Source organism: Comamonas sp. B-9 (assembly GCF_000410635.1).
Taxonomy (GTDB): domain Bacteria; phylum Pseudomonadota; class Gammaproteobacteria; order Burkholderiales; family Burkholderiaceae_C; genus Comamonas.
The window spans coordinates 10,868-32,398 of sequence record NZ_KE148590.1 but is presented as its reverse complement, the minus strand read 5'-3'; the positions used below and the strand labels follow the sequence as shown (position 1 = coordinate 32,398).

Sequence of the window (21,531 nt, the reverse complement as noted above, 5' to 3'; positions counted from 1 at the left end):
ATCTGGGGCTGAGTTGCAGCTGGGTTGTTCTGGAACACGGGGTAGTCGCCTTCGCCACTCGGGCCGCGCGGGCCCGCGCCGCCCTGGCCGATGGGCCGGGCTTCGGGGTCGTCGATGACGGGCGCATCACCGGGGTTGCCGCGATCGGGCAGCGGCTGCATCGCAGGCGGTTGCTCAAACGGATCGACCGGTTGCTTGTTGTCGCCAAAGCCCAGCATCCAGCTGCGCAGGCGCTGCACAAAGGTGTTGTTCTCGGCGGGCATCTCAAAGCGGGCCTGTGCTTGCACCAGCTTGGCGCGCTGCGATGCGGCAGCCACCTCGGCCACAACAGGCAGTGCACTGTGGGCGCCCTGGCCCCAGTAGTCGTTCAGCTGCACGCGGCTGTCGTTGAAGCCGACCCAGGCGCCGCCCACCCAGTCCGGGTGCGCCAGCATGAACCAGCCGTCGGCATTGTCTTGCGTAGTGCCGGTCTTGCCCACCCAGTCGCCGCTGACACCATAGCGCGCCACACCCCGGCCCGTGCCCTTGGTGATGACGCCGCGCATCATGTCGATCAAGGCGTAGGTCACGCCGCTGTCCAGCGCCAGCTCGGTGGCGGGTGGCTCAAACTCGGCCAGCACCTTGCCTTCGCGGTCGGTAATGCGGGTGACCATGATGGGCACGCGGTAGCCGCCGCCATTGGCCAGGGTGGAATAGGCGGTCACCATCTCTTGTAAGGTGACCGGGCTGGTGCCCAGCGCCAGCGACATCACATCTTCGAGCTTGCTGTCACGCACACCCAGTGCCCGCGCCAACTTGGCCACCTTGGCGGGGCCCACCTTGGCCATCACCTGGGCGGTGATGGTGTTCTTGGAGTAGGCCAGGCCATCGGCCAGGGTCATCGGTTGGTCGGAGGGCGGGCCGCCATCGGTGGGGCGCCAGAACTGCCCGCCGCCCAGCGGAATGCGCACGGCCTCGTCCATCAGCTGGTCAGTGGGCAAGGCGCCATCCTGCAGCGCTGCGCCATAGACAAAGGGCTTGAAGGTGGAGCCGGGCTGGCGGCGCGCTTGCGAAACATGGTCGAACGGGTCGATGGCAAAGTCGCGGCTGCCGACCCAGGCCAGCACATGGGCGTTGCGCGGGTCCATGGCCATAAAGCCCACTTGCACGCGCACCTTGTCCTGGCGCAGGTTGGCCATAAAGTCGGCATCGGCCAGCAGGCGCTCTAGCGCTTCGTCCTTGTCCTGGCCATCGGCCACGGCCTGGCGGTAGACGGCGCTTTCGCGCACAAAGCTTTGCACCAGCGGGTTCTTGGCGGTCCATTGGTTGCGGTTGCTCCACAGGCCATTGGCGGTCACCTGCAGCTGCCGGCCCTGGCGCACCACGGCCTGGTTGGCCCATTGCTGCACGCGCGAGTCGATGGTGGTCTGCACCACCAGGCCATCGGCATAGATGTTGTAGTCGTTGGCATCGGCCCATTCGATCAGCCACTTGCGCAGCGCCTGCGCAAAATGCGGTGCCATGCCCACGGCCTCGTCCTGGCGCTCAAAATCCAGCTTGATGCCGCGTTTTTTAAGGGTCTCAAAATCCTGGTCGCTGAGCTTGCCGTGCTTGTTCATCTGCGCCAGCACAGTGTTGCGGCGCTGCTGGGCCCGTTCGGGGTTCTGCACCGGGTTGTAGTAGCTGGTGCCCTTGAGCATGCCGACCAGGGTGGCGGCCTCGAGCACGCTCAGCTTCTGGGCGGGCTTGTCAAAGTAGGTGCGTGCGGCCATCTCGATGCCAAAGGCGTTGTAGAGAAAGGGCACGGTGTTGAGGTAGGTCTCCAGGATCTCGTCCTTGGTGTAGGCCGATTCGATCTTGTAGGCGGTCACGGCCTCCTTGAGCTTGCGGTTGAGCGAGCGGGCGCGGCCGATTTCCTCGGGAAACATATTGCGCGCCAACTGCTGGGTGATGGTGGAGCCGCCCTGGGGCCGGCCCATCGCCGTGTGCAGCACCGAGCCAAAGGTGCGGCGCCAGTCGAGCGCGCCATGCTCATAAAAGCGGTGGTCTTCGGTGGCGATCAGCGCATTGATGACGTTGGGCGAAATGTCCTTGAGCGCCACCCATTCGCGGTTGGAACGCTTGTACTGCGCCAGCACCTTGCCATCGGCCGACAGCAGCTGGGTGGGGGCCTCGACCTTGTTTTTCTGGATATCGCCGATCGAGGGGGTGAGCGGAATCAGCAGCAGCACATAGAGCAGCAGCAGCACCGGCAAGGCCGCGACTGCCAGCAGCCATTGCTTTTTGCTGCGCGCGGCCAGCCAGGGGCGCAGCCGCCGCGCCAGCCCGGGCAAGGCGCCCGCTGCGCGGCGCAAGGTGTTCATCAAACCGGAGAGAAGGGGGATCGCCATGGAAGAAGTCTGCAAAGCCTGGGCCGGCAGCGCGCTGTCCGCACCGCTGCCTTGGCCAAGGCGCCATTGTCGGGCAGCGGCAGTTTCCCCGCCTGTCGGCTGTGCAAAGCAGACTGCAAACCATGTAACAAATGTAGGGGGTGGCCAAAAGCTATAGAAGTTGGATAAAACCGAATTTCGAGCGTTTTGGCAGCATTAAAAGGCAAGTTGCAGAAGGATATTGCCTGCAGGTCTTGTCACCCCAGCAATACCGCCCCCGTAGGCAAGCGCGGGGCAGGCGGGCATCACTCCATAAACCAGCCGTGGCTCACGATCATCGACTGCCCCGTCAGCGCGTTGGTGGGGAAGGCTGCAAAGAAGAGCGCCACACGTGCCACATCGTCCACCGTGGTGAATTCGCCGTCGACGGTATCCTTAAGCATCACGTTCTTGATCACATCGGCCTCGCTGATGCCCAGCTCCTTGGCCTGCTCGGGGATCTGCTTGTCCACCAGGGGCGTGCGCACATAACCGGGGCAGATCACATTGGCGCGCACACCTTGCGGGCCGCCCTCTTTGGCCACGACCTTGGCCAGGCCTTCGAGGCCATGCTTGGCCGTCACATAGGGCGCCTTGAGCTTGGATGCCTCCTTGGAATGCACCGAGCCGGTGTAGATGATGCTGCCGCCACGGCCCTGCGCATACATGTGCTTGATGCAGGCGCGGGTCGTGAGAAAGGCGCCATCGAGCTGGATGGCGAGCATCTTTTGCCACTCCTGCAACGTAAAGTCCTGCACCGGCTTGACGATCTGGATACCGGCATTGCTCACCAGGATATCGATGCCGCCATAGGCCTTGACAGCAGCTTCGACGGAGGCGTCGACCTGGTCTTCCTGCGTCACATCGACCGCCAGGCCCATCGCTGTGCCGCCCTTGCTGGCAATATCCTGGGCCGCCGCCTCGGCTGCTTCCTGCTTCAGATCGGCGATCACCACCTTGGCGCCCTGCTGCGCATACAGATCGGCAATGGCCTTGCCAATGCCACTGGCGGCGCCCGTTACATAGGCCACCTTGCCTGCGAGTTGCTGAACCATTTCTTCATCCTTTCGACCGGAAAAGCGGTCACAAATAGCCAGTCTCGCGCTGCGCTGCAGCATGCTGCCGTAGGAGAGCAAGCCGTTTGCATGACAATCACCAAACCCTTGGCGCTGCCCCTGCCATCCACGTGCGCCAGACGGCCCGCCGGTGCGAACCTCTACACTTGCGTTTTTGGCAGACTCTTCGAACAAGACCATGAACATCACCAAAGACTGCGCCGTCACCATCCAATACAAGGTGACCGATGCGCAAGGCAAACCGCTGGACAGCGGCAACCTCGCCTACCTGCATGGCGGCTATGAAAACATCTTCCCCAAGGTGGAAGCTGCGTTTGAAGGCCAGGCCGTGGGCTTTAGCACCAGCGTGGATCTGGCGGTGGAAGATGCCTTTGGCGTGCGCGACGAGAGCCTCGTGCGCGTGATCCCCAAGAGCGAATTCCCACCGGGCGTGAAGGTGGGCGGCCAGCTGCGCGGCGCCAATGACCGCGGCGAGCCCCAGGCCTTCTACGTCAAGAAGATCAAGGGCCCGGAAGTGCACCTGGATGGCAACCACCCGCTCGCCGGCCTGGCGCTGCGCTTTAGCGGCAAGGTCGTCGATGTGCGCGCGGCCAGTGAAGAAGAGATTGCCCACCGCCATGTGCATGGCGCGCACGGCCACCACCATTGATACTGCCGCGCAGCGGGCCGGTGCAGTGCACGGCCCTCTTGGCGTTGTTGATCACCCCAGCGGCTCACGCAAAGGCCTTGCGTGCAGGCCGCTTTTTCATTGGAGCAACGACCCCATGACCACCCTGATCGAGCCCCGAACCGCCCGCCTGCAGCTGCGCCAATGGCAGCCGCAGGACAGGGAGGCCTTTGCCGCGATGACGGCGGACCCCGAGGTGATGCGCTACTTCCCCGCGCCGCTGACGCGGGCGCAGAGCGACGCGATGGCCGACCGCTGCGAAGCGCTGATGGCCGAGCGCAGCTGGGGCGTCTGGGCGGTGGAGCGGTTGGAGGACCAGCAATTCATCGGCATTGTCGGCCTGCATGTGCCCCAGGCCGAGCTGCCTTTTTCTCCCTGCGTCGAAATCATGTGGCGCCTGGCGCGCCATGCCTGGCACCAGGGCCTGGCCACCGAGGCCGCGCGGGCAGCGCTCGCCGTGGGCTTTGGCCAGTTGCAGCTGGCTGAAATCGTCGCCTTCACCACCACCAGCAACCTGCCATCGCAGGCACTGATGCAGCGCCTGGGCATGGAGCACGACCTGGCAGGCGATTTTGCGCACCCTGCCCTGCCTGAGGGCCACCCGCTGCAAGCCCATGTGCTGTATCGCTTGTCCGCTGCAAAATTTGCAGCAACCTAGGCCTCGCACTGCGCGGCTGCGATGACCGGCTGATGGGGATGGCTTGCCGCGTTTCAAGCCAACCGCCGCCCTGCCCTGCCGTCCGAGTGCGCACCCAGCCGGCTGTAGGACGCTTGATCTTTCTCAGGGCTTTTACGCATATTGACCATGTCGCAGGCTTTGTTGCAGTTTTGCGAGTTAGGATGTGATCAACAAGGTGCCGCAAGGCGATGGCCTTCGCTGCATCCGGTTGCTATAGCTGGGCTGCCGCCCAGCATGTTCGAGAAAGGAGCACATCCATGCAAGTTCAAGTGCACGCTGGTGACAATGTTCAAGGCGGAGAATCCCTCTCCCAATGGGCACAAACCGAGGTACAAAACAAGCTTTCGCGCTTCCGCGAATATGTGACCCGGGTGGAGGTTTACCTCACCGATGTGGACGCCCTGAAAAACGGCGGCAAAGGCAAGCGCTGTGTGATGGAAACACGTGCCACCGGCCGCCAACCTTTGGCCGTCAACGCCGAGGCCGAAAAGGTCGCCGAAGCCTTCAACGCAGCACTGGAAAAACTGCACCGTGCTTTGGACACCGACATCGCCAAGATGCGCGACAAGAGCAACCGCGAAACCATTCGCACGGGCACCGACGAGGATGTCGAAGCCTAAGCGCTAAGACGGGCCAGCACCGCCCATCCTCCTGAGCAAAGCACCGCCTGGCGGTGCTTTTTTGCGTCTGAGGCTTGCTGTTTTCACGGCCTTTGTCCCAGCAGCTGCGTGGTTTGCAGCGCGGTAGACGCGCTGTAGGCAGCTGCAGCGCACCCGCTAGCGAGGGGCAGCCGCAAACCAGACGGACACGCAGTCAGCGCCTGGCTGGCTGGGCAAGCGCCCGTGCTGCGCCTGCCTCGCAATCTGCATCCAGCGCCCAGCCGCCAGGGCAGGGGCACTTAGAGTCGCCAACACAACCCTTGATACGTCGTTACCAAGCCTTGTCGTACGTCTGTACTACCTGCGGCTTGGCGCCTAGTCTCAACCGCAAACCTTCGGTTTGCTGGGTCGTGTTGGCGACTCTTATCACGCTTCAGCGCGCATCGCTGCGCTTGCACAAAACCCAGGGCAGAACGCAAGGCAGACATAGACCAGCGCCTGCGTCCCCCGCTGCTGGTACGCGCCCTCCTCCAACGGCCCTCCGCCGTTCCACACCGCTCACAGAGCTGCAACAAGCTTGAACGCTCGGCCGCGCACAAGCCAATGCGGAATCGCGGTCATTCAAATCCGCTGAATGCCCCGCGCAGACCGGACGATCAGGTGCTCAAAAACCAGTGGATATCTTCATGCGTTCAATCGATGGATTCGTGCACAAGTTATGCACATGTGACAAATTTCTCTGCCTTTTTCCGTTGACAGAAAGATATCCACAGATCAATGCACTTTTTCCAACAGTGATTGTCAAGTGACTTCATCGCGTCAATCTAGCGATATCTGCTCCATATATCGCCAAATGTCCAGCAATTTTCAGCAATAGTTCCGCATTTCTGGCAAGAGAGGTCTCAACACCCATAGGGACTTATGCACAAATTTTTCCACAAATTTCTAGCTATTCCCGCCTATTTTTTAAGCAAGTCTATGGCTGAATGTTATTCGTGCGTTCTTGTGCATAAATATGCAAATGACTTGTTTCAAACAAAAAACAGCCTTCTTTCTGTGAATAACTAGACGATGCACGAGCCAACTTATCCACAATGCATGCCGCAGATCTCCAACTGAGTGGAATTGTGAATAAGTTCAGCACAAGCAGGTGTCTGTCGTTTTACCGCATAAGTCCTTTACTTATCCACAAATTTGCGCCATCGTAGAGGGAGGCTGTTTATGCCGCAATGTGCATAACTGTAGAGACAGAAATTCTCATATCGTGAAATTTATCATGATATGGAAAATTATGCACAAGTGCATAAAGGATAACTTGTTGAAAAGACATGGTGGCTCTTTATCCATTTTGCATAAAAAATCAGCATTCAGCCATACAGCTCTGCACTCCATCGTTGCGGGTGATTTGAATTGACCAGCTTCTGATTTCAGTTTATTTGAATCATTCAAATTATAATTTTGGCTTTGTCGATGGCGGGGCAAAGCTGTGGCTCCATTTGGTCTGAAATGCCGCAGATCCCCATCGCCACACCAGGAACCTGGTACTGGGCGGATCGCAGAAATTGGCCCAGCACCCATCTGTCGCTCCGCCCTGATGTCGGAAGGCCCACCGCAGACTCGCTTATTGGCTGCGCACAGCGTTCGCCATAGCCGGTCGAGCCAAGGCATTGCGTTAACAGCCCAGGAATCTACGCCCACCACCCTTCGGAAAGCACGCCGACCGCGCCAAGCCTGGTGGGCCTGGCAAATACCGTTGACTGCGTCGTTGGATCAACTGGAAAAGCCGGAGCGTAAAAGACGCTTACCGGGCTAGAGATCGGAGTGCAACCATGCTGACAACCAGCGAGCGCGGCAAGTTTTAACGCTGGATAGCGAACCCAGCGCGAGGCCCCGACGCCCATGCAAGCGGGATGTCCACAGGCAAGAACAGCTCGGACGGCTGCGGCCGGCATGGTGGGGTGTGGGTCGTACAGATGCCAGCGCAGATGAGGCTGCAGCGCTGGTTTTGCACATGCAGATTTTTTGGCCTGGCAAACGTGGGTTTTGCTTAAAAGCCGGCGCCTGGCATATGGCTATGCATGCCCAGCCTGTCCTTTAGGCATCTACAAGACATTGTTTTTATTCAACATTGTCCCGAATCGACACCCGCCCATCTCGTCCTCTGATCCAGACACGACGTAGCACACCCCAAAAGATCTGTGGGTAACATTAGGAACAAACCAACAATAACTCCTTAGTTATCCACAGACAAACACCAAATGGAGAACTTGCACTACTACCATGCACCGGAAATAGCGCCCCGTGTACACAGTGCAATAGCAAGGCAGCTATTTGTTTTATAAGCATAAAAAACTTATCCACAGCTTTTATGGCAAATAGTTCAGACAGCTAAAGAAGCGGATTCCTGCCTAGGCCCTGTGGGCAATATTTGCGTGGCAGGCTTTCCTACGCACAGCAACGCAATCCGCACGGCCATTTTGTGCTGATGGCCGGGTATTTGTGGATAATTCATTATTTATCAATAGCTTGATTCAAATTCAAGCCTGCAGAATGACTGTGGATAATGAAGACGCACAAATAAACTTATCAACAGAAATATCCCATGAGTTCTACTTATCCACTTTGCAGTGACAACCATGGAGGGGTACCATCAACATGGTTAGAAAAATTTCAAGCAATTGAATGTTCTGGGCTTAATGCACTTATCCACAGATGGTGGCGCCCTTCTACTACTATCTACTATTCTTTTAAAGAAAATAAAAGAAAAACCAAAGGCAAGCTCGGCAAAGTTTCATATGTTGAAATTTTTCAGACTGTGAAATGTCAAGTCGCTTTGCAAGAAGGGAGCGGGGCAGAGCAGCTCTCAAAATACGTAGCACATCACCTCAGAATCCCTCTCCCATTTGGACGAGGGCATCTCAGACCTTGGAGTGCTTGGTGGCAGCGCTGTTGCTCTGACCCAGAGCTCGATCACACAGAGAGGGCCCTGTGCGCAAATGCACAGCCTTGCATAGGTGTTCGCTATACTTTTGGATAGGCGTGGCGAGTGCGGATGCCGCTTTGCAGGCATATGGCCGGATGAGAAGGCGGCATTGATTGGTGCCGCTGCCATCTCGGTGTCGCTGCGCAGTAGGGAACGCATCACAGCGGATTGCCAGGCCGGCCCTGCAGATCCGTCCACCAGGCTGCTGGAAGCTGCTCAGGCTTTGACTGGAGCTGGGTAGAGGGGGCGGAGGAGGGTTGGGACCAAGGATGGCTTAAACCGTCTCTGCCGGCCCTGAATGGCCGTGTGAGCGTCCTACAGCCCTGGTGTCTTCGGATCGCTGTGGTTGCGCAATGGATCAAGGACCTTGGCCCTTATCCTCTATAACTGTATTTTTATACAGTCATTTATATGGTTCCTTGCCGCAGCACCTCTGGCCTATACGGTCATTCCAGCCAACTGCCTCTCAAGCGCCGCTATGGCTGTCTAGAGCCCCGAACGGCACATCCAGCCCATAACCCCTCATACAGGCAAAAAAATACCGCCAGAAGGCGGTATGAAGGGGAAGAGGGGGGTTATGGGGCGATCAGAAGTGGCGCGCGTAGCGCAGCTGCACAAAGTTCTCGCCAGGGTTGGGGCGCTTGATCGAGGCGTTGGACAGATGCTCCAGACGAACCGACCATTCATTCTCGCGGCGCATGCCGGTGAAGTAGCCCACACCGATATGGGTGCCAAAATTGAAGGCGGTCGAGAAGCGCTTGTCGCGGCTTTCGTAGAGCTTGCTGGAGACATAACCGCCCAGGCCCGCTTCAACAAACCAGGGGTACTGGCTCTTGCTGTGAAAGCGCATCGTGGGCACGAAGCCCACCACCGCAATGGTGCGGCTGCCTTCTTGCTCCATGCGGTCGGAGTTCCAGGCGGACAGGCTCATGTCCCAGTGGGCGGTGACTGCATGGCCCCACCAATAGGTCTTCCAGTCCATCGGGATCGTGGAGCCAATGGTGACGCTGCGTGCGTCACGCTCTGCAACCCCAGCTTGCAAGTACAGGGTGGGGCTGTTGCGCTTGTCGGCAAACTGCGCTTGGGCAGAGGCACTCCAGACAGTCAGCGCGCACAAGCCGAGAGCGGAGAGGAGAGGGCGGTATTGCATTAAATAATGTTACACCTGGACTACAGGCACTTCTGTCAGCAAAAGCAGGATGTTGTCTGTATGCAACCGCTGACGCCGCCAAGGACATTGGCACGGACACAAAAAAGCGCAGCGTGTGAGGCTGCGCAGGAGGGGATGGAGAGGGCGATCCAAGGGTGCAGGAGCGCTCCGGCCTTATTTACTGTCCATCGGCGGAACAGTCTGTTTCGGATTTGGGCCTTGATGGCGCTTGCCATGCGGGCCCTTGCCGTCCGGGCCGCGTCCGCGGCGCTCATGCATCTTCAAGGTTTCTGCATCAAAGGTCTTTTGCTGCTCAGGCGTCAAGCTGGCATAGAAAGCCTTGGTGGCCTGGTTGCGCTGGTCCATTGCCGCCTGGTGTTTGGCATGCATGGCGGCCATCGCGTCAATGCGCTCCGGCGTGGTCATCTTGGCAAAGTCGGGGCGCTCAGGGCGGTCGCCCGGCGCTGGGCGCTGGGGCTTGACCGCTGCCATGTAGCTGGTCCAGCCGGCTTCCTGGCTGGCATTGAGCTTGAGCGAGGCCTTGAGTGTCTGCATGCGTTTGGCCATGTGGGCCTCGCGTGCTTCGGGGCCATGGGCCTTCTTGGCTGGGGCGGGGGCGCTTTGTGTGGTGGGGGCTGCTGCGGGGGCAGCCGGGGTTTGGGCGAAGCTGGAAACCGACAGGCTGGCCAGCATGGCGGTCACGATGGCGCTGCGTTGCAAGAGAGACATGGTGGTTCCTTTCCGGGTTGTGATGTCTTGTGCGATGTCTGCAGTGTCCGCCTGCCATGTAATAGCCCCGTCACTGGCCGGTATGGCTGTGTAAAGAATTAGCAATTTTGGTTGTTGGGCTGGGGATTGTGTGTATTGCTGGCCCCCTGGGTCAACAAGTCCAAACCCCGGCTTTTTGCCCGCTGCATCGCTCTGGGGCGGGCCCGATTCGCGGCACAATGGACAGCAGATCAGTGCGGCACACCAGGGCCGCTTGTGTTTTTTAAAGGGCTGCTGCGCAAGACTGCAGCCCCCCAGAACAAAGGAATGGCATGTTCAAGAACATGATTTTTTACCGCATCTCCGAAACCTGGCAGCCGGATTTGGTCGCGCTGGATACGGCCTTGGCCAAGCAGCAGTTTGAGCAGTGCGGTGCCACCCAGGAAAAGTCCACCGGTTGGGTGCCTCCGCGCGGCGAGGAGCACGGCGCCATGGTTGAATCCGTGGGCGGCCACTGGATCCTGCGCCTGATGAGCGAAAGCAAGATGCTGCCCGCCAGCGTGCTCAACCGCAAGGTGGATGAAAAGCTCGCCCATATCGAAGCCCAGGAAGGCCGCAAGCCCGGCAAGAAGGAAAAGCAGGAGCTCAAGGACGAGTGCAAGCTCGATCTGCTGCCAATGGCCTTTACCAAGCAGGGCGGGCTGTGGATCTGGATTGATCCGCAGGCGCGCCTCCTGGTGCTGGACACCAGCAGCCAGGGCCGTGCCGACGAAGTGATCACGATGCTGGTGGAGGCATCGCCCGGCTTTGCCGTGGCACTGATCGACACCCAGAACAGCCCCCAGGGGGCGATGTCCGCCTGGCTGCACAGCTACGACGCGCCGGCGGGCTTTAGCATTGACCAGGAGTGCGAGCTCAAGAGCGCCGATGAATCCAAGGCCGTGGTGCGCTATGCCCGCCATCCGCTGGGCATCGACGAGATCCGCGAGCATATCGACCAGGGCAAGCTGCCCACCAAGCTGGCGCTGACCTGGGATGACCGGGTCAGCTTTGTGCTGACCGAGGGCCTGCAGCTCAAGAAGGTGGCCTTGCTCGATGTGGTGATGGAAGGGGCCAGCGAAGATGGCGGCTTTGATGCCGATGTGGCCATTGCCACCGGGGAGTTCAGCCAGCTGATTCCGGATCTGATCCAGGCGCTGGGCGGCGAAGGCCGCACCGAACTGGGCCAGCTGCCCGACCGGGGCGACAAACCCGCCGCAGCGGCCTTGGAAGGGGCTGCAGCGCCCGCCAAGCCGATCAGCCAGGGGGTAGGTGCTGCCAAGCCATTCCAGGCCTCTGGCAAGCCTGGCGGCATGCAGACCGGGCCCAAATCGGCACCGGTGGACCAGGATCCGGACTCCAGCCCTTTCTGATCTGGGCCAACCGCAGAAACGACAACGCGCTCCCAGGAGCGCGTTTTTTATGGCGAAGGCGGTGGTCTGTCCAGGCCTTCAATGCTTGCAGCAGCTGGCCGCATCGGGATCGGCCTTGGGGTCGGACAGGCTGTCAAGAATAGGGCAGTCCGGCCGCTGGTCGCCGTGGCAGCTGTGCACCAGCGCCTGCAGCGAGCGCTCCATCGCCTTCATCGCGGCAATGCGCTCGCGCAAGGCGCCAATATGCTTTTGCGCAATCTCCTTGACCGAGCTGCTGGCGCGCTGCTTGTCGTGCCAGAGATTGAGCAGGTTCTCGATCTCCTCCATCGAGAAGCCCAGATCGCGGCTGCGGCGGATGAAGGAGAGCGTATGCACATCGGACTGGGTATACAGCCGGTAGCCGCTGTCGGTGCGGTGCACATGGGGCAGCAGGTTCAGCGATTCGTAGTGGCGCGCCATGCGCGCAGAAATACCCGCCAGCTGGGCTGCCTGGCTGATGGACACCGGCCAGGCGATGGACTGCTCAGCGGCAGGCTTGCGTGACGGGCTGGCCATGCTTACTGGACCTGGTAGCCTTCGGCCGCAATGGCCGCTGCGATTTTGTCAGCGGGCTGGCTGGACTCGACCACCACCTTGCCTTGGGCGCGGTCGATCGCTACCTTGGCCTGGGCGTCGAGCTGCTGCACAGCCTGGGTGACGGCACGCTCGCAGTGGCCGCAGGTCATGCCTTGGACTTGGAAGGTGTTTTGCATCAGAGTTTCCTTTTCCTGTGGTTGATGGCCTGATCTTGAAAGCTGACACGGTGTGAAGGTCAAGAGCAGGGTCTTTCGCCAGGAACAAGCCATCAGAACTGCACCGGCCCGGATGTGTTTCACGTGAAACACATCCGGGCCGAAGCTGCGCTTACTGCTTTTCGTCTGCGATGGCCTTCTGCACCGATGGGCGAGCGCCCACGCTCTGCAGGAAACCAGCCAGGTTCTGAAGGCCGCTGATGTCGACTCCGACAAACTTGCTCCAGCCGCAGACGGTGAACAGGTAGGCGTCCGCCACGCTAAAGTCCGCGCCCATCAGGAATTCCTTGCCGGCCAGCTGCGCATCCACCCAGGTCAGGCGTTTGAGCACTTGCCCACGGGCCATGTCCTTGACGGTGTCGGGCATGTTGGGGTTGAACAGCGGGGAGAAGCCCTTGTGGATCTCGGTGCCGATAAAGCCCAGCCACTCTTGCAGCTGGTAGCGCTCGAAGGTGCCGTTGGCGGGAGCCAGCTTGGAGGCGGGCGCCTGGTCGGCGATGTACTGCACGATGGCCGGGCCTTCACGCAGGCGCTGGCCATTATCCAGCTCCAGTACCGGCACATAGCCCAGCGGGTTGATCGTGTAGAAGTCGGTGCCGTCCTTGAGCTGGTGGGTCTTGGTGCTGGCCATCTCCAGGGTGAAAGGCAGACCAGCTTCCAGCAGGGCGATATGGGGCGACAGCGAACAGGCGCCGGGAGAGAAATACAGCTTCATCAACAAATCTCCAGTGAAAGGTGAAAGCCAAACCATGCTATCGCTTTTGACAAAGCTTTGCAGCCAGGTGGCTGCGGCGCAATAACACGGCTGACCGCGTGTAAACCCCCAAGTCATTAAAATAGCGGGCAAAACCGACTATTCGCCATTCTGTCAAAGGGCTGCAGAAGGGCATGACTGCATGCAAGGCTGCTGCCTTGCGAGCCCTGGAACGAGGCCGTATGAGCCAAACCCCCTATACCTATCCGCAAGAATTTGATGTCATCGTTGTCGGTGGCGGCCATGCCGGCACCGAGGCAGCGCTGGCCGCTGCCCGCATGGGCAGCAAGACGCTGCTGCTGACCCACAATATTGAAACCCTGGGCCAGATGAGCTGCAACCCCAGCATTGGCGGCATTGGCAAAGGCCATCTCGTCAAGGAGGTGGATGCGCTGGGCGGCGCCATGGCGCTGGCCACCGACAAGGGTGGCATCCAGTTCCGCATCCTCAACAGCTCCAAGGGCCCGGCCGTACGCGCCACCCGTGCCCAGGCCGACCGCATCCTGTACAAGGCAGCGATCCGCGAGACCTTGGAGAACCAGCCCAACCTCTGGTTGTTCCAGCAAGCGGTCGATGACCTGATGGTCGAGGGCGACCGCGTGGTGGGCGCCGTCACCCAGGTGGGTATCCGTTTTCGCAGCCGCACCGTGGTGCTGACGGCCGGGACTTTCCTGGACGGCAAGATCCATGTGGGCCTGAACCACTATGCCGCTGGCCGTGCCGGTGATCCGCCAGCGGTCAGCCTGTCGGCGCGTCTCAAAGAGCTGAAGCTGCCCCAGGGGCGCCTGAAGACCGGCACGCCGCCGCGCATCGATGGCCGCTCGATCGACTTCAGCCAGTGTGAGACCCAGCCGGGTGACGGCATGCCCGGCGGCGTCAACGAAGGCCAGCTGCCGGTGTTCAGCTTCATGGGCAATGCAGAGATGCACCCGGCGCAGATGCCTTGCTACATCACCCACACCAATGCGCGCACGCATGAGATCATCCGCAGCGGCTTTGACCGCAGCCCGATGTTCACCGGCAAGATCGAAGGGGTAGGGCCGCGCTACTGCCCAAGCGTGGAAGACAAGATCAACCGCTTTGCCAACAAGGAAAGCCACCAGATCTTTCTGGAGCCCGAAGGCCTGACCACCCACGAGTACTACCCCAACGGCATCTCGACCAGCCTGCCGTTCGACGTGCAGTACGAACTGGTGCGCAGCATGAAGGGCCTGGAGAACGCCCACATCCTGCGCCCGGGCTATGCGATCGAGTACGACTACTTCGACCCGCGCTCCTTGAAGAACAGCTTTGAGACCAAGCAGATCCAGGGCCTGTTCTTTGCCGGCCAGATCAATGGCACGACCGGCTACGAAGAAGCGGCAGCCCAAGGCCTGTTTGCCGGACTGAACGCTGCACTGCAATGCCGGGGCGAAGGCCCCTGGACGCCGCGCCGTGATGAAGCCTACCTGGGCGTGCTGGTCGATGACCTGATCACCAAGGGGGTGACCGAGCCCTACCGCATGTTCACCAGCCGGGCAGAGTTCCGCCTGCAGTTGCGGGAAGACAATGCCGACATGCGCCTGACGGAAGAGGGGCGCAAGATGGGCTTGGTCGACGATGCGCGCTGGGATGCCTTCAGCCGCAAGCGCGATGCTGTTTCACGTGAAACAGAACGCCTCAAGGCCACCTGGGTGAACCCACGCATCGTCGCTGCGCAAGAAGCCGAACGTGTACTGGGCAAGGCCATGGAGCGGGAGTACAACCTGTTCGATCTGCTGCGCCGCCCTGGTGTGGACTACGCCACCTTGATGAGCCTGAACGAAGGCGCCTACCAGACCAGCGACGTTTCACGTGAAACACTGGGTGCACTGAGCGAGTCCGTGGTTGAGCAGGTGGAGATCGGTGCCAAGTACTCGGGCTATATCGACCGCCAAAAGGACGAAGTGGAGCGCGCAGCCCATTACGAGAAACTGCGCCTGCCCGCCGAGCTGGACTATATGCAGGTAACGGCACTGTCGTTTGAGGTGCGCCAGAAGCTGCAGACCCACCGCCCCGAAACCCTGGGCCAGGCATCGCGTATTTCCGGTGTCACGCCCGCTGCCATTTCCTTGCTGATGGTTCACCTGAAAAAAGGTGGCTTCAAAGGCTTCAGCACTGCACAAGAGGTAACGACTGCATGAGCGCACCATTGGAAGTCCCACTGCGTGACGGCGTACAACAACTGGGCCTGTCGCTGAGCGATGAGCAAATTGCCCAGCTGATGGCGTTTCTGGATCTGCTGCAGAAGTGGAACAAGGTCTACAACCTGACCTCGGTGCGTGACCCGCAGGAGATGCTGACCCACCATTTGCTCGACAGCCTGGCGGCGGTGCCGCCGCTGGTGCGCCATCTGGAGGGGGTTGGCCTGCCAGCCCCCAAGCTGCTCGATGTCGGCTCGGGTGGCGGTCTGCCCGCTGTGGTGTTCGCCATCTGCCTGCCGCAGCTGGATGTGAGCTGCGTGGATACCGTGGGCAAGAAGGTGGCCTTTATCCAGCAAGCGGCTGCCGCGCTGCGCCTGCGCAACCTGCATGGCATCCAGTCGCGCGTCGAGCAGCTGAGCCAGCAGTACGACGTGGTCAGCTGCCGTGCCTTTGCCGCCTTGCAGGATTTCACCGCCTGGTCGGCCCAGACCTTGAAGGCCGATGGCATCTGGCTGGCGATGAAGGCCAAGCGGCCTGACGACGAGCTGGCGCTGTTGCCCGCCTCGGTGCAGGTGCTGAACATCGAGCCGCTTCAGGTGCCCGGGCTCGATGCCGAGCGCTGCATTGTCTGGATGCGGCAGCAGGCGGCATAGCGCTGCATTGCGGATCGCAGGCCGCGTCACCTCGACCATCTACCAGCCCCGATTTTTCGGGGCTTTTTGCTGACGCTTGCGCCGGTAACAACGCGCTTTTGCTGGCTTGCAAGCAGGGCCGTCGTTTACACTCAAAGTTTCCATCGCAGAGGCGGCACATGTTTGGCATTTCTGACTATGGTGCATTTGTCTTCGCCGTGCTCCTGTTCTTGATGATTCCCGGGCCCGGTAACCTGGCGCTGATCACCTCCACGGGCAAGGGCGGCATCCAGGCTGGTCTGGCCGTATGCGCGGGCTGCATGGCCGCTGACCAGGTGCTGATGTGGCTGGCCGTTGCCGGCGTGGCCGCGGTGATGAGCGCGTACCCGGCAGCCTTTCAGGCGGTGCAGTGGCTGGGCGCGGCCTACCTGGCCTGGATTGGCTACAAGCTGATAACAGCCCGACCTGGCGACCAGCCGGTCATCAAGATTGCGCCCCGGCATTATTTCAGGCAAGGCTTTCTCATCACCATGATGAATCCCAAGGCCATCGTGTTCTACATGGCGTTCTTCCCGCTGTTTGTTGATCCGGCCACCCACCGGGGCCTGCCCACTTTTGCAGTGATGGCAGCGACCGTTGCGGTGATCAGCCTGGCCTATTGCACGGTCGTGGTGCTGCTCACCAGGATGCTGGCCGAGCGCCTGCGCGCCAATCCGGCCCTGGTCAAATGGCTGGAGAAAACGGCGGGTGTGTTTTTGATTGGTTTTGGCCTTAAGCTGGCCCTGACCAAATAAGTTAGTGGACAAGCGAGTTCTCATGGCAAAAATTTTCTGTATCGCCAACCAAAAAGGCGGCGTCGGCAAGACCACCACCGCAGTCAATCTGGCGGCCGGTCTGGCCAAGATCAAGCAGCGTGTGCTGCTGGTTGACCTGGATCCCCAGGGCAATGCCACCATGGGCTCGGGCATCGACAAGCGCGCACTGGAGACCTCGGTCTACGACGTGCTGCTCGAATCGAGCACCATCAAGGAGGCGGCTGTCCATTCCGAGCGCTGCGGCTACTGGGTGCTGGGCGCCAACCGCGAGCTGTCGGGCGCCGAGGTGGAGCTGGTCGAGCTCGAGCGCCGTGAAAAGCGCCTCAAGGCCGCGCTGGAGGCGAGCGACGCCGACTTTGACTTTGTGCTCATCGACTGCCCGCCCAGCCTGTCCATGCTCACCTTGAACGGCCTGTGCTCGGCCCATGGCGTGATCGTGCCGATGCAGTGCGAGTACTTTGCGCTCGAAGGCCTGACCGACCTGGTCAACACCATCAAGCAGGTGCATGCCAACCTGAACCGCGATCTGGAGATCATCGGGCTGCTGCGGGTCATGTTCGACCCGCGCATCACCTTGCAGCAGCAGGTGAGCGACCAGCTGCGCGAGCATTTCGGCGACAAGGTGTTCGACACGGTGATTCCCCGCAATGTGCGCCTGGCCGAAGCCCCCAGCTACGGCCTGCCCGGCGTCGTGTTCGACCCGGCCGCCAAGGGCAGCAAGGCCTTTGTCGAGTTCGCCAAAGAGATGGTCAAGCGCATCAAACGCATGAAGTGACAGCCGGCCCCGCCGCTGCCCGACCGACCTCCGCTGCCTGGCATGCGGAGGTCTTTTTCATGGCGGCCTGCGCGCTGCGGGCGCCCGCGTTGCGTATGGCAAGCATTCGGGCACAATAAGGGTTTGCATTTCTTTGAAACAGCGCAGTACGGTGGCGCTTTTTTGCTATTAAAAAATGAGCATTGAATCCTCGTCCATCAAGCTGCTGCCGGGGTGGCAAAACAGCGGGCCGGGCCATTGGCAAACGGTGTGGGAGCAGCAACTGGGGTATGAGCGCGTGCAGCAGCACGACTGGATGCACCCCAAACGCGGTGACTGGACGGCGCGCCTGCAGGATGTGGTGCTGGATGCGCCCCAGCCCGTGGTGCTGGTTGCCCACAGCCTGGGCTGCATTCTGACGGCCTGGTGGGCCGCGCATTCGCCCCAGGCGGCCAGCAAGGTGCGCGGCGCGCTGCTGGTGGCACCGGGCGATGTCGAGCGCGCCGACCTGGCCGAACAGATCCCTGGCTGGTCGCCGATCGCGCTGCAAAAACTGCCCTTTCCCACCATCTTGGTGGGCAGCCAAAACGACCCCTATTGCAGCGCCGAGCGCGCGCAGTGGCTGGCCAGCCACTGGGGCGCGCGCTGGGTGGACCAGGGCGCCTGCGGCCATATCAATGCCGAATCGGGGCTGGGCGACTGGCCGCTGGGCCAGGCGCTGCTGGCCGAGCTGATGGCCGAACCAACAAAGGTGAATTAAGACATGGTTACCAAGAAACCCAAGGGTCTGGGACGCGGCCTCGAAGCACTGCTGGGCCCCAAGGTCGAGGACGCTGCGCCCGCCAGCGACGACAAGGGCCAGCTGCCCCACCAGTTGCGGCTCGATGACATGGTGCCCGGCGTCTACCAGCCGCGCACGCGCATGGACGAGGGCGCGCTGTACGAGCTGGCCGAAAGCATCAAGGCCCAGGGCATCATGCAGCCCATCCTGGTGCGCAAGCTGGCCTCGGGCGACCACGCCGGCAAGTACGAAATCATCGCCGGCGAACGGCGCTTTCGCGCCGCGCGTATCGCCGGGCTGGCCGAGGTGCCGGTGCTGGTCCGTGATGTGCCGGACGAGTCGGCCGCGGCGATGGCGCTGATCGAGAACATCCAGCGCGAAGACCTCAACCCGCTGGAAGAGGCCCAGGGCCTCTCGCGCCTGGTGGGTGAGTTCCAGATGACGCATGAGCAGGCCGCGCAGGCGGTGGGCCGCTCGCGCTCGGCAGCGTCCAACCTGCTGCGCCTGCTGAACCTGGCCGAACCCGTGCAAACCATGCTGATGGCAGGGGATCTGGACATGGGCCACGCGCGTGCCTTGCTGGCGCTGGACCGCGCCGCGCAGATCACCGCCGCCAACCAGATCAATGCCCGCAAACTGAGCGTGCGCGAGGCCGAGAGCCTGGTCAAAAAGGTCAGTGCCGAGTTCTCGGGCGAAACCCCGGTCAAGGCCAAACCAGCGAAATCGCGCGATTTGAAGCGCGTCGAAGAAGAGCTGTCGGACCTGTTGATGGCTGAAGTGGAGGTGCGCGTGAAAAAGCGCGTCAAACGCGCCGGCAAACTCGAAGAGATGGGTGAATTGGTAATCCAGTTTGGTTCACTGGATGCCCTGAATGGATTGATTGATAAATTACGTGGATAATGCACCGGCCATGTGCTGCACGTCGTGATTTGGGTGACATTTACTAACAACTTCGCCTAAGAGCAGACAACGCTCCACCGAGGTTCCTGGAAGCAGGTGATTCCCGTGTCAGCAGCGCAAAGCAAAAATACGAAATCGAAGTAATCGAGCCTGGGAGGAATTCCGGGCTCGCTTTGAATGAACAACTGAATGATTTGCGGGAGAGCGACATGAAAAAGGCAGCATTGGCGGCACTGGCCGTCTTGGCATTGGCAGGCTGCGAAAGCACCGGTATGAAGCTGGGCGGCGGCACCAACAACATGGTGACCGGTGGCGCAGCAGGGGGCAGCAGCCAGGGCGAAAACAGCCAACTCGAAAAATGTGATTCGCCCGTGGGTACCGTGTCCCTGGTCGAGAACCAGCAAGCGGGCTGGTACACCATTTTGCGCAACGAATACCGCCTGCCACCGACCGCCAATCTGCTGCGCGTGCTGATCCAGCAATCGAACTGCTTTGTGGTGGTGGAGCGCAGCGCTGCCGGCATGAACGCAATGAACCGTGAGCGCGCGATGATGGACAACGGCGAAATGCGCAAAGGCAGCAATTTCGGCAAGGGCCAGGTGGTCGCATCGGACTATGGCCTGACGCCTGAGGTGACCTTCAGCGAAGACAATGCCGGCGGCTTTGGCGCGGCGCTGGGTGGCATCCTGGGCGGCCGTGGCGGCAGCGCTGTGGCCGGAGTGGCTGCCAGCAGCAAGACCCGTGAAGCCTCGGCTATGCTGACCCTGGTGGACAACCGCTCGGGCGTGCAGGTGTCCTCGTCGACCGGTAACGCCAGCAAGACCGACTGGGGTGGCTTTGGCACCTTGTTCGGTGGCGCAGCCGGTGCCGGCATGGGTGGCTACTCCAACACCTCGCAAGGCAAGGTCGTGTCGGCCGCTTTCGTCGATGCCTACAACCAGATGGTGCAGGCGCTGCGCAACTACAGCGCGCAATCCGTCAAAGGCCAGGGCCTGGGCGGTGGCGGTCGCCTGGGTGTGGATGGCGCCGCAGCGCCCAGCCAGACCTCGGCACCTGGCGCCAAGACCAATGTGCGCCTGAGCATGAAGCAAGCGCAGCAGCGCCTCAACGAGCTGGGCTACGATGTGGGCACCCCCGATGGCGCCTCCGGCCCACGCACGCAGAACGCGCTGCGCTCCTTCCAGCAGGACCAGGGCCTGTCGGTGACGGGGCGCCTGGACCAGGCCACGATGCGCCAGCTGGCGGAATAAACCTTCGGCGTTGATCGCAGCCTTGCCAGGCCACCGATCCGCCGCATGACCCGCCGCTCATCCCGGCGGGTTTTTTCATGCCCTGTCGATGGCCTCGTCGATATCGGCAGGCGGCTGGGTTTCCATGAACTCCTCGATATCGCAGCGCAGCTGCAGCTCCCGGGCCAGCAGCTTGTGCAGCTGGCGCGGATCGATGGGCTTGTGCATCAAGGTCGCCCCCAGGCTGTTGGCCATCTGCAGCCGTTTGGGGGCCGTGTCGCCGGTTAGGATGACATAGTGGGGCGGCATCTGCTGCCAGGGCAGATGCTCGGCCGTGGCATCGCGCACGGCCATGACGACCATGCTGCCGTCCTCGGTGGCCGACAGGCGCAGGTCGGTCAGCACCACATCGAAGGGCTTGCTGTTGCTCTCCTGCATGTGGTCGATCAGGCGCCGCACCTGGTCCACATTGGCCGCGCTCATCACCTGGCAATGCCATTGCTCGAGCATGCTGGCCAGCCCCACGCGCACCAGCGGCTCGTCATCGACCACCAGCACCTTGAGGCCGTGCAGCGACGAGTAGTCGCCATCGTCGGGCTGCTCCCACAGGCCGGTGACCAGGCCATAGCCGCCGGCAGGCACGGCCTCGGCCATCAGGCTGACGCGGAACACGCTGCCGCGCCCCGGGATCGATGACAGCGCGACCTTCACATTCAGGATATCGGCCAGCTCGCGCACGATCGCCAGACCCAGCCCCAGGCCCTTGGTGCCCATGTGCTGGTCTTCGGCCACCTGGCGGAACTTCTGGAAGATCAGGTCGTGGTGTTCGTCATCGATGCCCACGCCGGTATCCCAGACCTCGATCACGCGCTGCAGGCCGCGTTTGCGCACCCCCAGCAGCACGCCACCGTGGTCGGTGTAGCGCAGCGCGTTGGACACCAGGTTGCGCAGCAGCATAAAGAGCAGCGACTGGTCGGTGTAGATCCAGTCTTCGCTGTCGCGCACGCGGAAGACCAGGTTCTTGGCATCGGCCTGCGGGCCAAACTCCTTCT

Annotated in this window: 19 protein-coding genes; 11 read left to right on the top strand and 8 right to left on the bottom strand. The window is 61.2% G+C overall.

The features are described 5' to 3' along the window. Both H928_RS27940 and H928_RS0114585 read right to left on the bottom strand, forming a co-directional pair. Window positions 1–2,342 (bottom strand): transglycosylase domain-containing protein (locus H928_RS27940; protein WP_021027178.1); only part of this gene is annotated, 2,342 nt, incomplete at its 3' end. 311 nt (window positions 2,343–2,653) lie between these two features. Then, complete coding sequence (locus H928_RS0114585; protein WP_021027177.1) at window positions 2,654–3,442, bottom strand: 3-hydroxybutyrate dehydrogenase; 789 nt, start codon at window positions 3,440–3,442, stop codon at window positions 2,654–2,656. 199 nt (window positions 3,443–3,641) lie between these two features. On the opposite strand from H928_RS0114585, the gene H928_RS0114580 reads away from it, so the two are divergent. The 3 genes from H928_RS0114580 to H928_RS0114570 all read left to right on the top strand — a co-directional run bounded on the left by H928_RS0114580 (window position 3,642) and on the right by H928_RS0114570 (window position 5,429). Next, the gene (locus H928_RS0114580) at window positions 3,642–4,112 is read left to right on the top strand and encodes a peptidylprolyl isomerase (protein WP_021027176.1); all 471 of its coding nucleotides are present in this window, start codon (window positions 3,642–3,644) and stop codon (window positions 4,110–4,112) included. A gap of 115 nt (window positions 4,113–4,227) precedes the next feature. Continuing rightward, a complete protein-coding gene (locus H928_RS0114575; protein WP_021027175.1) occupies window positions 4,228–4,788 on the top strand; it encodes a GNAT family N-acetyltransferase in 561 nt (186 codons plus the stop codon). A 278-nt stretch (window positions 4,789–5,066) separates the two neighbouring features. Then, window positions 5,067–5,429: an HPF/RaiA family ribosome-associated protein gene (locus tag H928_RS0114570; protein ID WP_021027174.1), complete on the top strand. Its 363-nt coding sequence runs from the start codon at window positions 5,067–5,069 to the stop codon at window positions 5,427–5,429. 3,548 nt (window positions 5,430–8,977) lie between these two features. Here H928_RS0114570 and H928_RS0114565 read toward each other — a convergent pair. Next, window positions 8,978–9,508 (bottom strand): acyloxyacyl hydrolase, encoded by a 531-nt coding sequence (locus H928_RS0114565; protein ID WP_021027173.1) that lies wholly within the window; start codon window positions 9,506–9,508, stop codon window positions 8,978–8,980. Window positions 9,509–9,715: 207 nt separating this feature from the next. Continuing rightward, window positions 9,716–10,270, bottom strand: a complete 555-nt coding sequence (locus H928_RS27935) for a Spy/CpxP family protein refolding chaperone (protein ID WP_043340234.1) — start codon at window positions 10,268–10,270, stop codon at window positions 9,716–9,718. A gap of 311 nt (window positions 10,271–10,581) precedes the next feature. Between H928_RS27935 and H928_RS0114555 the strand changes: the two genes are divergently transcribed. Continuing rightward, the gene (locus tag H928_RS0114555; protein ID WP_021027171.1) at window positions 10,582–11,661 is read left to right on the top strand and encodes a recombination-associated protein RdgC; all 1,080 of its coding nucleotides are present in this window, start codon (window positions 10,582–10,584) and stop codon (window positions 11,659–11,661) included. 78 nt (window positions 11,662–11,739) lie between these two features. Here the strand turns inward: H928_RS0114555 and cueR are convergent, their stop codons facing one another. The 3 genes from cueR to gstA all read right to left on the bottom strand — a co-directional run bounded on the left by cueR (window position 11,740) and on the right by gstA (window position 13,167). After that, complete coding sequence (gene cueR / locus H928_RS0114550) at window positions 11,740–12,216, bottom strand: Cu(I)-responsive transcriptional regulator (RefSeq protein WP_021027170.1); 477 nt, start codon at window positions 12,214–12,216, stop codon at window positions 11,740–11,742. 2 nt (window positions 12,217–12,218) lie between these two features. Then, on the bottom strand, window positions 12,219–12,413 hold the full coding sequence (locus H928_RS0114545; protein WP_021027169.1) for a heavy-metal-associated domain-containing protein: 195 nt from the start codon (window positions 12,411–12,413) through the stop codon (window positions 12,219–12,221). A gap of 151 nt (window positions 12,414–12,564) precedes the next feature. Continuing rightward, a complete protein-coding gene (gene gstA / locus H928_RS0114540) occupies window positions 12,565–13,167 on the bottom strand; it encodes a glutathione transferase GstA (protein WP_021027168.1) in 603 nt (200 codons plus the stop codon). A 221-nt stretch (window positions 13,168–13,388) separates the two neighbouring features. Here gstA and mnmG point away from each other — a divergent pair, with 221 nt between their 5' ends. From mnmG to H928_RS0114505, 7 genes are all read left to right on the top strand, one after another. Beyond that, the gene (gene mnmG / locus H928_RS0114535) at window positions 13,389–15,368 is read left to right on the top strand and encodes a tRNA uridine-5-carboxymethylaminomethyl(34) synthesis enzyme MnmG (RefSeq protein WP_021027167.1); all 1,980 of its coding nucleotides are present in this window, start codon (window positions 13,389–13,391) and stop codon (window positions 15,366–15,368) included. After that, entirely contained in the window at window positions 15,365–16,021 is a 657-nt protein-coding gene (gene rsmG, locus H928_RS0114530) for a 16S rRNA (guanine(527)-N(7))-methyltransferase RsmG (RefSeq protein ID WP_021027166.1), read from the top strand. Before mnmG ends, rsmG begins: the two co-directional genes overlap by 4 nt. A 158-nt stretch (window positions 16,022–16,179) precedes the next feature. After that, complete coding sequence (locus tag H928_RS0114525) at window positions 16,180–16,794, top strand: LysE family translocator (RefSeq protein WP_021027165.1); 615 nt, start codon at window positions 16,180–16,182, stop codon at window positions 16,792–16,794. Window positions 16,795–16,816: 22 nt separating this feature from the next. Continuing rightward, the gene (locus H928_RS0114520) at window positions 16,817–17,590 is read left to right on the top strand and encodes a ParA family protein (protein ID WP_021027164.1); all 774 of its coding nucleotides are present in this window, start codon (window positions 16,817–16,819) and stop codon (window positions 17,588–17,590) included. A gap of 175 nt (window positions 17,591–17,765) precedes the next feature. Further along, complete coding sequence (locus tag H928_RS0114515) at window positions 17,766–18,329, top strand: alpha/beta hydrolase (protein ID WP_021027163.1); 564 nt, start codon at window positions 17,766–17,768, stop codon at window positions 18,327–18,329. Window positions 18,330–18,332: 3 nt separating this feature from the next. Next, window positions 18,333–19,250: a ParB/RepB/Spo0J family partition protein gene (locus H928_RS0114510; protein WP_021027162.1), complete on the top strand. Its 918-nt coding sequence runs from the start codon at window positions 18,333–18,335 to the stop codon at window positions 19,248–19,250. Window positions 19,251–19,459: 209 nt separating this feature from the next. Further along, entirely contained in the window at window positions 19,460–20,500 is a 1,041-nt protein-coding gene (locus H928_RS0114505) for a peptidoglycan-binding protein (RefSeq protein WP_021027161.1), read from the top strand. 75 nt (window positions 20,501–20,575) lie between these two features. Here the strand turns inward: H928_RS0114505 and H928_RS32890 are convergent. Next, window positions 20,576–21,531: ATP-binding protein (locus tag H928_RS32890; protein ID WP_204366316.1), on the bottom strand; the 956-nt coding region annotated here is incomplete at its 5' end.

Bases quoted from the DNA above. Each gene is read 5' to 3' on its own strand.
- H928_RS0114555 (WP_021027171.1), top strand. From the start codon at position 10,582: ATGTTCAAGAACATGATTTTTTACCGCATCTCCGAAACCTGGCAGCCG.
- gstA (WP_021027168.1), bottom strand. From the start codon at position 13,167: ATGAAGCTGTATTTCTCTCCCGGCGCCTGTTCGCTGTCGCCCCATATC.
- H928_RS0114545 (WP_021027169.1), bottom strand. From the start codon at position 12,413: ATGCAAAACACCTTCCAAGTCCAAGGCATGACCTGCGGCCACTGCGAG.
- H928_RS0114575 (WP_021027175.1), top strand. From the start codon at position 4,228: ATGACCACCCTGATCGAGCCCCGAACCGCCCGCCTGCAGCTGCGCCAA.
- H928_RS0114525 (WP_021027165.1), top strand. From the start codon at position 16,180: ATGTTTGGCATTTCTGACTATGGTGCATTTGTCTTCGCCGTGCTCCTG.
- H928_RS27935 (WP_043340234.1), bottom strand. From the start codon at position 10,270: ATGTCTCTCTTGCAACGCAGCGCCATCGTGACCGCCATGCTGGCCAGC.
- H928_RS0114580 (WP_021027176.1), top strand. From the start codon at position 3,642: ATGAACATCACCAAAGACTGCGCCGTCACCATCCAATACAAGGTGACC.
- H928_RS0114515 (WP_021027163.1), top strand. From the start codon at position 17,766: ATGAGCATTGAATCCTCGTCCATCAAGCTGCTGCCGGGGTGGCAAAAC.
- H928_RS0114570 (WP_021027174.1), top strand. From the start codon at position 5,067: ATGCAAGTTCAAGTGCACGCTGGTGACAATGTTCAAGGCGGAGAATCC.
- H928_RS0114510 (WP_021027162.1), top strand. From the start codon at position 18,333: ATGGTTACCAAGAAACCCAAGGGTCTGGGACGCGGCCTCGAAGCACTG.
- cueR (WP_021027170.1), bottom strand. From the start codon at position 12,216: ATGGCCAGCCCGTCACGCAAGCCTGCCGCTGAGCAGTCCATCGCCTGG.
- rsmG (WP_021027166.1), top strand. From the start codon at position 15,365: ATGAGCGCACCATTGGAAGTCCCACTGCGTGACGGCGTACAACAACTG.
- mnmG (WP_021027167.1), top strand. From the start codon at position 13,389: ATGAGCCAAACCCCCTATACCTATCCGCAAGAATTTGATGTCATCGTT.
- H928_RS0114505 (WP_021027161.1), top strand. From the start codon at position 19,460: ATGAAAAAGGCAGCATTGGCGGCACTGGCCGTCTTGGCATTGGCAGGC.
- H928_RS0114520 (WP_021027164.1), top strand. From the start codon at position 16,817: ATGGCAAAAATTTTCTGTATCGCCAACCAAAAAGGCGGCGTCGGCAAG.
- H928_RS0114585 (WP_021027177.1), bottom strand. From the start codon at position 3,442: ATGGTTCAGCAACTCGCAGGCAAGGTGGCCTATGTAACGGGCGCCGCC.